At 73.7% G+C, this 10,816-nt stretch carries 9 protein-coding genes; 4 read left to right on the forward strand and 5 right to left on the reverse strand.

Features of this window, described 5'->3' with window-relative positions:
• Positions 1–194: 194 nt before the first annotated feature.
• A complete protein-coding gene (locus AB0D44_RS33355) occupies positions 195–890 on the forward strand; it encodes a UdgX family uracil-DNA binding protein (RefSeq protein WP_362598358.1) in 696 nt (231 codons plus the stop codon).
• Positions 891–1,076: 186 nt separating this feature from the next.
• Here the strand turns inward: AB0D44_RS33355 and AB0D44_RS33360 are convergent, their stop codons facing one another.
• The 5 genes from AB0D44_RS33360 to AB0D44_RS33380 all read right to left on the reverse strand — a co-directional run bounded on the left by AB0D44_RS33360 (position 1,077) and on the right by AB0D44_RS33380 (position 6,007).
• A complete protein-coding gene (locus AB0D44_RS33360) occupies positions 1,077–2,099 on the reverse strand; it encodes a pyridoxal-phosphate dependent enzyme (protein ID WP_362598337.1) in 1,023 nt (340 codons plus the stop codon).
• A 99-nt stretch (positions 2,100–2,198) separates the two neighbouring features.
• Entirely contained in the window at positions 2,199–3,065 is an 867-nt protein-coding gene (locus tag AB0D44_RS33365; RefSeq protein WP_362598339.1) for a DUF364 domain-containing protein, read from the reverse strand.
• A gap of 14 nt (positions 3,066–3,079) precedes the next feature.
• Positions 3,080–3,871, reverse strand: coding sequence for an ABC transporter ATP-binding protein (locus tag AB0D44_RS33370; RefSeq protein WP_362598341.1), 792 nt, complete (start codon positions 3,869–3,871; stop codon positions 3,080–3,082).
• Positions 3,868–4,995 (reverse strand): iron ABC transporter permease, encoded by a 1,128-nt coding sequence (locus AB0D44_RS33375; RefSeq protein WP_362598344.1) that lies wholly within the window; start codon positions 4,993–4,995, stop codon positions 3,868–3,870. The genes AB0D44_RS33370 and AB0D44_RS33375 overlap by 4 nt, the downstream gene beginning before the upstream one ends.
• Complete coding sequence (locus AB0D44_RS33380) at positions 4,985–6,007, reverse strand: ABC transporter substrate-binding protein (protein ID WP_362598346.1); 1,023 nt, start codon at positions 6,005–6,007, stop codon at positions 4,985–4,987. Before AB0D44_RS33380 ends, AB0D44_RS33375 begins: the two co-directional genes overlap by 11 nt.
• A gap of 233 nt (positions 6,008–6,240) precedes the next feature.
• Here AB0D44_RS33380 and AB0D44_RS33385 point away from each other — a divergent pair, with 233 nt between their 5' ends.
• The 3 genes from AB0D44_RS33385 (at position 6,241) to AB0D44_RS33395 (ending at position 10,726) form a co-directional block, all read left to right on the forward strand.
• Complete coding sequence (locus tag AB0D44_RS33385; protein WP_362598349.1) at positions 6,241–7,503, forward strand: MFS transporter; 1,263 nt, start codon at positions 6,241–6,243, stop codon at positions 7,501–7,503.
• Between the two features lie 47 nt (positions 7,504–7,550).
• The gene (locus AB0D44_RS33390) at positions 7,551–8,330 is read left to right on the forward strand and encodes a crotonase/enoyl-CoA hydratase family protein (RefSeq protein ID WP_362598352.1); all 780 of its coding nucleotides are present in this window, start codon (positions 7,551–7,553) and stop codon (positions 8,328–8,330) included.
• Between the two features lie 329 nt (positions 8,331–8,659).
• Positions 8,660–10,726, forward strand: a complete 2,067-nt coding sequence (locus tag AB0D44_RS33395) for a SpoIIE family protein phosphatase (protein ID WP_362598355.1) — start codon at positions 8,660–8,662, stop codon at positions 10,724–10,726.
• Positions 10,727–10,816 lie beyond the last annotated feature (90 nt).

Consider the following 10,816-nt stretch of genomic DNA (forward strand, 5'->3'; position numbering starts at 1 on the left):
TGAAGCCCACCCTGGCCAAGGTGGCCCGGACCGTGCGCGAACTGGGCCCGGACGAGGCCGACCGGCCGCGCCGGCCGGCCGCCGGTTTGCGGCCGTGGTCTTCGGGCAGAAGCCGACTGCCGCCCTGCGGGTTCGCACCGCGGGGCGGACCAGACCGCGGGAACGGGGTTCCCGGTGCGGAGGTGGTGGAGGCGATGGACGTGGGCGCGAGCGCAGCCCAGGCCGCGGGACCTCACGAGACCGGACAGGGGTACGACGCGACCCCCTACCTGCCCGACCGCGGCGGTCTGCCGAGTCTGCGGCGCGCGGCGGCCGGATGTCAGGGCTGCCCGTTGTTCCGCGACGCCACACAGACGGTCTTCGGCAAAGGCCCCGCCCACGCGCGGCTGATGCTGGTCGGGGAGCAGCCGGGCGATCAGGAGGACGTCCAGGGCGAGCCGTTCGTGGGCCCGGCGGGACGGCTGCTGCGCAGGGCGCTGGAGGAGGCCGGTCTCGGTGACGAGGACGCGTACCTGACCAACGCGGTCAAGCACTTCAAGTTCACGACGGCCCCGCGGGGCAAGCGCCGCATCCACAAGGCCCCGAGCCTGCGGGAGATGACGGCCTGCCGGCCCTGGCTGGTGGAGGAGCTGCGGCTGGTCGCGCCCGAGGTCCTGGTGGTGCTCGGCGGAACGGCCGGCAAAGCGCTGCTCGGATCCTCCTTCCGCGTGGGCGAACGGCGCGGGATGCTGGCGCCGATGCCCCCGCTCGACGGCGGGAAGGGGGACGGGGTGCCCGGGCAGATGCTGGCGACGGTCCATCCGTCGGCCGTCCTGCGCGCCGACGACCGGGAGGCCGCCTTCGCGGGTCTGGTCGCCGACCTGTCCGTGGCCGCCACCGTGCTGGAATAGGGCCGCTGCCGAGTGCGGCCGCTCGACGACGGACAGGTCGACGGCATCCAGACGGAGCGTGCCCCGACGGAACTGCCCCGGTCCTGAGGGCGCCGCACGGACCGCCGGGGCCCGCCGCGAGGACCGCCGCACCGGCCGCCGTGGCGCGCGAGGCGGGCCCGCCCTGCCGCAGACCCGCCGGAGCCGTCACACGAGGGCGTCCACGCGGCCGGGCACGGGGGAGGGCGCGCGGTTCCACGGCATCCGGGACCAGGGGAGGGCGAGTTCGGACGGGGCCGCGACCGCGTGCGGGGCCAGGTCCGCCAGCCGTGCAGGCCGGCCCCGGCGGGCGTAGACGGTGTCCACGTACCGGTGGCCCGTATCGGGGGCGGTGAACAGGACGGTCCGCCCGGGAGCACGGTCGCGTTCCCAGCGGGCCGCGAGGTATCCGGCCCCGGTGGAGAGCCCCGCGAAGAGGCCGTGCCGGCGCAGCAGGTCGATGCTGCCGGCGCGGGCGGCGTCGAAGGAGATCCAGTGCAGGACGTCGTACAGCTCGTGGGTGACGTTCCCGAACGGGATGGAACTCCCGATCCCGGCGATGATGATCTCGGGGTCGGAGACGTGCTCGGCGCCGAAGGTGACGCTGCCGTACGGCTGCACGCCGACGAGTTCGACGCCGGGATCGTCCTCGCGGAGGTACCGGGCGAGGGCCCCCGTCGATGCGCCCGTCCCCACCCCGCCGACGATGGTCAGGGCCTCTGTGCCGGTCGATCGCCGGATGCGCTCGGCGATGGACCGGTAGCCGAGGTAGTGGATGTCGTCGTGGTACTGGCGCATCCAGTGGTACTCGGGGTGTTCGGCGAGGATCTCGTGGATCCGCTCGACCCTGCGCTTCTGGTCGAGCTTCAGGTCGCTGCACGGGGCCATCTGCTCCAACGTTGCGCCGAGCCCGGCGAGCTGGGTGCGCAGCGTGTGGTCGACGGTCGTCGAGCCGACGATGTGGCACCGCATTCCGTAGCGGTGGCAGGCCAGGGCCAGGGCGTGGGCGTAGATGCCGCTGGAGCTGTCGAGCAGGGTGTCGCCGCGCCGGACGGTTCCGGTGTCGAGCAGGTGGCGGACCGCCGCGAGTGCGGAGACCACCTTCATGGTCTCGAAGCGCAGACAGACGAGCCGGTCGTCGAGGCGTATCAGGTCGGGTCGGCCGACCGACTCCGCGATGTGCTGGTCCATGCGGGAATTCCTTGTCGTAGGAGTCGTAGGAGTCGTACGAGGTGCGTCGTCGGTGCCGGGAGCGCGGCGAGCGCTGCGGCAGGTTGCGGTGAGCCGCGCTCAGGTGCCGGCCGTTGCCCGGTAGCGGTACAGCCGGGTGGGATCGGCGCTGAACTGGGAGAAGGGGAAGGGCTCCGCCGACAGCGCGGTCACACCCGCTCCCAGGAACGCGCGGGCCACGGCGCTGCCGCTCTGCGCGTACACCACCAGCGGGATCCCCCGGGACCGGCAGCGGTCCAGGATCGTGTCGAACGAGCCGTTGCTCAGGGTCATTCCGGTGGCGATGACGGCCTCGGCCTCGTCGAGCACCCGGTGCATGTCGTCGGTGACCGGGTCTCCCCACTGGGTGGTCTTCAGGTTGAAGTCGCAGGGCAGAGGTACGCCGCCGCGCTCGCGGATCGCGGCGACCAGCGGGTTGACGACGCCGATGAGGCCGACCTTGGCTCCGGCGCGGATGTCGAGCAGCCCCGCGATCGCCGCGTCACGAGCCTGCGCGCGGGTTTCCGGTGTCCCGGCCGGAAGGACGACCGCCTCGGCTTCCCCCGCCTCCGCGGCGCTCGCGTGGGGGTGTGCTTCGGCGAGGTAGGCGTCGAGCGCGGCCATGCGCAGCGGGCGGGGTGCCTCGCGCAGCAGGACGTCGAGCGCGGTTCCCGACGAGTCGCGGCAGACGGCCGGGTCGATCTCGCCGGCTTCGAAGGCACAGCCGCCGAAGGAGCCGCCGACGCGTACGAGGACGTACTGGTTGAGGTAGGTGGTGCCGCCGCCGGCCAGGCGGGTGCCGTGGTGGATCCAGAAGACGCTCGTCGCGACGAGGGCGGAGGGCAGCGGGCCGTGTTCACCGGCCAGCACGGACGCCGTCAACGCGTCGACGGTCCGGGTGGATGCGGTGGATGCGGTGGGTGTGCCGGGTGTGGATGTGGTGGGCATGTCGGGGTTCCTTCTCACAGGGGGAGTGGGGTGGAGGGGGCGCCGGTGCGGCGGCGGTAGGCGACCGCGCGGTTGCCCAGGGCGTCGGTGGCGAGCTCGGCGTCGACTTCGAAGACTTCGGCGAGCCGTTCGGCGGTCAGGACCGCCTCGGGGGTGCCCGAGGAGACCAGCCGGCCGTGGTGCATCAGCACCAGCCGGTCGCAGTACCGGGCGGCCAGCGACAGGTCGTGCAGCGCCACGAGGACGGTTTGACCGGTACCGGCCAGCAGCTCCAGCAGGTCCAACTGGTGCCTCACGTCGAGGTGGTTGGTGGGCTCGTCGAGCAGCAGGCCGTACGGCTGCTGGGCCAGCGCGCGGGCGATGTGGGCGCGCTGCCGCTCACCGCCCGACAGCGCCCGCCAGGACCGGTCGGCGAGCGCGGTGAGCCCGACCCGGTCCAGCGCGGCGGCGATGACGGCCCGGTCGGCCCCGTCCGGACCGCGCCAGCGGTCCCGGAAGGGGGTGCGGCCCAGGCCCACGACGTCCGCGACGGTCAGGTCGCTGTGGGAGCCCGACTCCTGCTCGACGAAGGCGATGTGGCGGGCGATGCGCCGGGCGCTCCACCGGTGTACGGACTCGCCGTCGTACCGGACGGTGCCCGCGTCGGGGGCCCGCAGGCCCGCGAGACAGCGCAGCAGGGAGGACTTGCCCGACCCGTTGGGCCCGAGCAGCCCGACGGTCTCGCCCGCGGTGATGTCCAGGTCGACGTCGCGGACGACGGGTGTGCCCGCGACCGACCAGCTCAGCCGTTCGGCGGTGATCCTCACAGCTCACCCCGCTTGCGCAGGACGAGGAGGAAGAGCGGGACACCGAGCAGAGCGGTGATCACGCCCACGGGCAGCTCGCGGGGAGCGAAGGCGACCCGCGCCAGGGCGTCGGTCCACACCAGGAACACCGCGCCCGCGAGCGCCGCGTACGGAAGCAGGACCCGGTGCAGCGGTCCGATCAGGAAGCGCACCCCGTGGGGCACGATCAGCCCGACGAACCCGATGGCGCCCACCGTCGCGACGGCCACCGACGTCAGGGCGGCCGTCACCACGAGCAGCAGCAGCCGGGTGCGCCGCACGCCGATCCCCAGGGACGCGGCGGTGTCGGCGCCGAACGCGAGGCCGTCGAGGGAGTTCGAGCACAGCCATGCCGCCACCAGTCCGAGGGGCGTGACGATCGCGCAGACGACGACCGCGTCCCAGCGGGCGGGCGCCATCGAACCCAGCAGCCAGTGGGTGACCGCCCGGGTGGTGTCCGCGTCGGCCGACGCCATCAGCGTCAGTGAGGTCAGCGCGGTGAAGAGCTGCCCCACGACCACCCCCGTCAGCACGATGCGCACCGAGTCCAGGCCGGTCCGCCGCAGGAGCAGGAGGAGCAGCGTGAAGGAAAGGAGCGCGCCGATCAGGGCTCCGCCGGTCACCCCGAGCACGCCGCCGCCCACGCCGAGGACCACGACGGCCACGGCTCCGGTCGAGGCACCCGAGGACACGCCGAGCAGGTAGGGGTCGGCGAGCGCGTTGCGGGTGACGGCCTGCAGCACCGTGCCGCACACCGCGAGGGAGGCGCCGACCAGGGCGGCCATCAGCACCCGGGGCATGCGCAGATCCCAGACGAGCGAGTCCACCAGCGGCGGCAGCGGCTCGACGGCCAGGCCCAGCCGGCTGCCGAACACCGAGGCGAGGTCGGCCCACCCCACGTCGGCGGCGCCGATGCGCACCGCCGCCGCCAGGGACACGGCCAGGACCGCCGCGGCGGCGAGGAACAGCCCGGCGCGGGCGGCCGCGGCCCGGCGGGGCCGGCGGCGCGGCGCGGCGGAGGGGGTCGCCGCGGTCACGGGGGCCCGGCAGGCCGCCGGATGCAGGAGGTCCACGGGGTGCGCTCGGGCGGTCGGGTCAGCGGACATGCCCGAGGTCCCGCATGCCGGCGGCGAGCAGCTCCAGCGCGTGCACGGAGCGTACGGACGGGTCGAGTTCGATGCCCGGCACTTCGATGATCTTGTCGGTGCGTACGGCGTCGAGCTTCGAGATGACGGGGTGCCGGGCCATCGTGTCGCGCTTCTCGGCGGCGCTGTCGCCCGGCCGGCCGCGCTCGGAGAGGTCGCCGATGACGATGAAGTCCGGGTTGCGCCGGGCGACTTCCTCCCAGGAGACCTCCGGCCAGTCCTCGTTCACGTCGTCGAAGGCGTTCTTGGCGCCGACGATCCGGCTCATCTCGCTGGGCAGGCCGGTCTTGCCGGCCACGTAGGGCATCCCGTTGAAGACGGAGTAGAGGTAGACGACGGTCGGCTGGTCTTTGACCTTCGCGGCCGTCTCCCCGGCCGCGGCGACGGCGGCGCGCTGCTCGGCGGCGAGCTTGTGGGCGGGCTCGTCGGCGCCGAAGGCCTTGCCCAGGTTCTCGTAGTCGGCGAAGAGCAGGTCGAAGGCGCTCTTGCCGGGCTCGTTCTGCAGGGGGCAATCGACGGCGCTGACGAAGGTCGGGACCTTGACGGCGTCCAGTTCCTCGCGGGTGCCCGCCCGGTCCTTGGTGTAGAGGTCGGCGGAGCCGGCGACGACGAAGTCGGGGGTGGCGGAGCGCACTTGCTCGCTGGTGGCGATCTTCGGGGCGATGACGGGGACCTTGGCGTAGGCGGCCTCGTACTTCGCCGGGATCTTCGTCTTCAGGTTGGCCGTTCCGGCCATGCGCTCCTGGAGTCCGAGTTCGAGCAGGATCTCGGTCGAGGCCTGGTCCAGGGCCACGGCCCGGCGCGGCGGTCCTTCGAAGGCGAGTTGGCGGCCGCAGCTGGTGAGCGTCGTCGCCCTGCCCGCGGCAGTGGCGGCGGGCTCGTGGTCCTGGGAGGAGCCGCCGGCGGCGGCCGAGCAGGCGGAGGTCGCGAGGACGACCGTGAGGGCGATACCGAGGCGGACGGGATGGCGCATGGGTTCTCCGGTCTGGAAGGAGGGTGCTTGTGGTCGCGGGGCAGGAGCGCCGCGACGACAGACGATACCGTAATGGTTATCATGTTCAATAACTACTCCGGGGGGTGGCTTCTCCGTCGGCGGCTGCCGGAAACCTTCGGCAGCGCCGGACGCAACAGCGCTGACTGCACGGCGCGTTGGTGCCCCATCCCCGCCGGATCCCCGACCACCCGCACACAAGGGAGCAACACCCCGTGGCGACTCCATCCGCCCCCGCCCCAGCCAAGACCGCCTCACCGCCCGCCCCGAACTCAGTACTGCGCGATGTCGCGTTCCTGCGCCTATGGGCCGGAACCACCGCCTCCGGACTGGCCACCTGGGCCCTGCCCTTCGTCCTCGGTCTCGCGGTGCTGCATCGAGAGCTCGGCCCGGCAGGCCTCGGCCTCGTCCTCGCCGCGCGCACCGCCGGCTTCCTCGCCGCGGTCGCCGTCGGCGGCGTCCTCGCCGACCGCCACTCCCGCCGGGCGGTCGTCCTCTGGTCGGCCCTGGCGGCCGGCGCTGCCGCCCCCCTCCTCGCCGCCGGACTCGGCCGCTCGGCCCTGCTGATGACCCTCGCCGCAGCCCTGGCAGGCGCCGGCCAGGGTGCCTGCCGGCCGGCCTTCCAGGCGCTCACCGCCGAGGTCGTGGCCCCGGAAGGCAGGCAGCAGGCCAACGCCGCCATGACGCTCGCCGTCCGCAGTTCCACCCTGGCGGGCCCGGCGCTGACCGCCCTGCTCGCGGCGTTCCTGGACGTCCGGACCCTGCTGCTCGGCATCGGCGTGCTCTGGCTGGTCGCCGCGCTCGTCCCGGGCCGCGGGCAAGCGGACCCGTCCGGCGCCGACGGGCCCGCGCCGCGGGCCTCGTTCCGCGCGGAGTTCGTGGACGGCATACGCGAGGCCCGCCGGCACCCCTGGTTCCTCGCGGGCCTCGCCGCGCTCGCCGCCGTCATCGCGCTGGGCTACTCCGCGACCAGCGTCGCCCTGCCGCTGATCAGCCGGGACCGCTACGGCACGCAATGGGTACTGGCCGCCGCCATGACCGCATACACGCTCGGCGCGCTCGGCGGCGCCCTGGTCATCGCCCGCTGGCGGCCCCGCGCCCAGGGCTGGGCGGCCTTCGCCGGCCTCGCCGCCTACGGCTTCGCACCGCTGAGCCTCGTGCTGCCGGTGCACCCCGCCGTGGTGATCGCCGCGTACGCCGTCGCCGGGGTCGGGATAGAGCTGTTCAACGTGCCCTGGTTCACGGCCACCCAGCGCGAGGTCGCCCCGGACAAGCTCGCCCGCGTCTCCTCGCTGGACTTCCTCGTCTCCTACGGCCTGGCCCCGGTCGGCCTGGCCCTCATCGCCCCGGCCATCACGGCCTTCGGCGTCACCCCGGTACTCGCCGTGTGCGCCGCGGCCTGCTTCGCCGTACCGGCAGCCGCCGCGCTGGTCCCCACGGCCCGCCACTTCGCCCCCACCCCCGCGGCGGCCGACTGACCGACGTGCCCCCGGCCGGTCCGGACCGACTCGCTAGGCTGCGGGTCATGAACACGGAGCCGGTACTGGTCCGCCGCAACGGCGCGGTGACGACGATCAGCCTGAACCGCCCGCACGTCCGCAACGCCGTGGACCTGACCACCGCGAGGGCGCTGGCCGACGCCTTCCGCGCCTTCGACGCCGACCCGGAGGCGGCCGTGGCCGTGCTCCACGGCGAGGGCGGAACCTTCTGCGCGGGCGCGGACCTGAAAGCCATCAGCGACGGCAACGGAAACCGGGTCGCCGCCGACGGTGACGGCCCGATGGGCGTCTCCCGGATGCGGCTGTCGAAGCCGGTCATCGCCGCGATCAGCGGACACGCGGTGGCGGGCGGTCTGGAACTGGCGCTCTGGGCGGACCTCCGCGTGGCCGACGAGAGCGCGGTGTTCGGAGTGTTCTGTCGCCGCTGGGGCGTGCCGCTCATCGACGGCGGAACGGTACGGCTGCCCCGCCTGATCGGCACGAGCCGAGCCATGGACATGATCCTGACCGGCAGGGCGGTCGATGCCGCCGAGGCCCACCACATCGGCCTCGCCAACCGCGTCGTCCCCGTCGGAGGCGCACTGGCGGCGGCCGAGGAACTCGCGGCGCAGCTCGCACGGTTCCCGCAGACCTGCATGCGGCACGACCGCATGGCGGTCCTCGAACAGGAAGGCCTCGACGAGAGCGCCGCCCTCGCCGTCGAGTTCGGACACGGCACCGTGTCGCTCGCTGCCGGAGCCGTGACCGGCGCCGCGCGCTTCGCCTCCGGAGCCGGACGCCACGGGCTCGGCACCGGCTCGGCCTGACGGGCGGGGCTTCCGGGTCAGCGCCGGCGCAGGAGTCCGGTCAGCGCCGGTGCAAGGTCTCGAGCCCGGTCGCCGGTTCGGGCCGGTACGCGGGGCGGCCGGCGGGCCCGCCCGCGGCTCGTGGCCCGACCTCGCCGCGGTGACCGTCGGCGATCAGCCGCAAGCGCTGCGTACCGAAAGCCGACCAGGAGGCGGCGCCCCGCCGACCGGCAGACGATGGATGCGTGGAGACACGGCTCCCGGACGGTCCGCGTGAGCGACTCGGGGCCTGACTGACCGGCCGCGGAACGCAGGGCAAGGACCGCCGCGGCGTTGGATGCGGGTGCCAGATGAACGAGCACATCCCGGTCGACGAGCTGATCAGCAGCGCCGCGCAGGCTGCCGGCGGATGGCTGGGCGTGCTGCCGGTCGCACTGGTGGCCACCAGCGCCGACGGGACGATCGTGCGCTGGAACCAGGTCGCACAGGAGCTGCTGGGCCACGCCCCGCCGCAGATGCTGGGCCGCAACATCGCTGACCTGCTCCATCCGGGAGCCGACCGCAGTCTGGGCCGCTCCCTCTGGGAAGCGGCGGCCGCCGGGCGGGGCGTGATGGGCACGGTGACCGCCTGGCACCGCGACGGGTACCCCCTGGAGGTGGAGATCTGGGCCGCTCCGGTCTCCGACCGGCAGCACGGCGCGGCCACGGTGCTGGTCTTCGCCGCGGACGCGCACGCGGCACGGCGCATCCGGGGGTCGTCGGCGGTGTGGGACGGTCTTTTCGCCCGCTCCCCGGTCGGCATCGCCATTCTCGACACCCAGCTGAGGTTCCTGCAGGTCAACGCCGCACTCGAAGCCATGAACGGCCTGCCGGAATCGGCGCACGTGGGCCGCCGCCTCGCCGAGATCCTCCCGGAGGTGAACGCCCTGGAGATGGAGGAGGCCATGCGGCAGGTCCTGGAGACCGGACAGCCCGTCCTGGACCGCCGCCGGGTCGGACGGACACCGTCCGAGCCGGACCACGACCGCGTGTGGTCGTGCTCCTACGTCCGGGTCGAGGACCCCGCCCGCATGCCGATCGGGGTCATTGCCTCGCTCGTCGACATCACCGAACAACAGCGCGACCACGTGGAAGCCGAAGCGGGACGGCGCCGGCTGGCCATGCTCAGTGAGGCCAGCATGCGGGTCGGCTCCAGCCTGGAACTGGAACGCACCGCGCAGGAACTCGCCGACCTCGCCGTGCCGCGCCTGGCCGATGCCGTCACCGTGGACGTCCTGGACGTGCTCGCCCACGGGGAGGACCCCGGGATGGGCCTGGTCGGCGGCGTCGCCCTGCGGAGGCTGGGCAAGGCCCCGCTGGCCGGATCCGCCGTCACCGACATCCTCGCCCCCCTCGGCAGGACGCTCACCTTCCCGGCTGCCGCCCCCTACACCCAGGCCCTCGCGGCCCGGCAGCCCTTCCTGGTCGCGCGCCTCGACGAGCAGGCCATCGCCCCAGCCGCCCGGCACACGTCGAAACCGGCGCAACTGGTCTCGGTGGGCGTGCACTCCTTCATCATGGCGCCTCTGGTGGCCAGGGAATCCGTGCTCGGCGTCGCCACCTTCTTCCGCACGCGACCCATCGGCCCCTTCGGATCGGAAGACGTCACCCTCGCCGGTGAGCTCACGGCCCGCGCCGCCCTCAGCATCGACAACGCCCGCCTCTACCACCGCGAGCACGAGACCGCCGTCATCCTCCAGCGCAGCATGCTCCCCCAGCACATCAGCCCGCCCCCGGGCATCGCCGTGGCCCACCGCTACCTTCCCGCGAGCGACGTCAACGAGGTCGGCGGGGACTGGTACGACGTCCTGTCCCTGGCCGGTGGCAGGGCGGGGCTGCTCATCGGCGACGTCATGGGGCACGGCATCGCCGCGGCCGCGGTCATGGGCCGGCTGTCCGCTTCCGTACGGGCCCTCGCGCGCCTGGACCTTTCGCCGGTCCAGCTCCTGCACCACTTGGAAGCCACCCTCGCCGACCTGGCCGAACCGATGCTGGCCTCCTTCCTGTACGTCGTCTGCGACCCGGCCACCGGGCACTGCACCGTCACCCGGGCGGGGCACCCGCCGCCGGCGCTCGCCCTTCCCGACGGCACGGTCCGGCTGTTGGACACCCCGCCCGGTGTTCCCCTGGGCGTCGGGGGAGTGGCGTTCACGCCCACCGAGATCGACGTGCCTCCCGGCAGCCTGCTCGTGCTCTACACCGACGGGCTGATCGAAGCCCGCGGCTGCGACATCGACGAGCGGCTTGCCGAGCTGACACGGCTGCTCGCGGATCCCCAGCGGCAGCTGGACCACGTGTGCGACTCGCTGATCACCCACCTCGTTCCGGCCGCGGCCGACGACGACATCGCGCTCCTGGTCGCCCGCGTCGGCGGCTAGGGGGTGTCTGACGGAGGTCCGCGGCGTCGCGGTGCCCGGCACGCACTCTCGCCGCACCGGCCGAAAGCCCAAGTACGTCCAGTACGGGGG

The organism is Streptomyces sp. NPDC048349, assembly GCF_040651925.1.
GTDB lineage: Bacteria > Actinomycetota > Actinomycetes > Streptomycetales > Streptomycetaceae > Streptomyces.

What these genes read in the sequence shown, in the direction of transcription:
- AB0D44_RS33355 (WP_362598358.1), top strand. Translation starts at nt 195, where the DNA reads ATGGACGTGGGCGCGAGCGCAGCCCAGGCCGCGGGACCTCACGAGACC.
- AB0D44_RS33360 (WP_362598337.1), bottom strand. Translation starts at nt 2,099, where the DNA reads ATGGACCAGCACATCGCGGAGTCGGTCGGCCGACCCGACCTGATACGC.
- AB0D44_RS33365 (WP_362598339.1), bottom strand. Translation starts at nt 3,065, where the DNA reads ATGCCCACCACATCCACACCCGGCACACCCACCGCATCCACCGCATCC.
- AB0D44_RS33375 (WP_362598344.1), bottom strand. Translation starts at nt 4,995, where the DNA reads ATGTCCGCTGACCCGACCGCCCGAGCGCACCCCGTGGACCTCCTGCAT.
- AB0D44_RS33380 (WP_362598346.1), bottom strand. Translation starts at nt 6,007, where the DNA reads ATGCGCCATCCCGTCCGCCTCGGTATCGCCCTCACGGTCGTCCTCGCG.
- AB0D44_RS33390 (WP_362598352.1), top strand. Translation starts at nt 7,551, where the DNA reads ATGAACACGGAGCCGGTACTGGTCCGCCGCAACGGCGCGGTGACGACG.
- AB0D44_RS33395 (WP_362598355.1), top strand. Translation starts at nt 8,660, where the DNA reads ATGAACGAGCACATCCCGGTCGACGAGCTGATCAGCAGCGCCGCGCAG.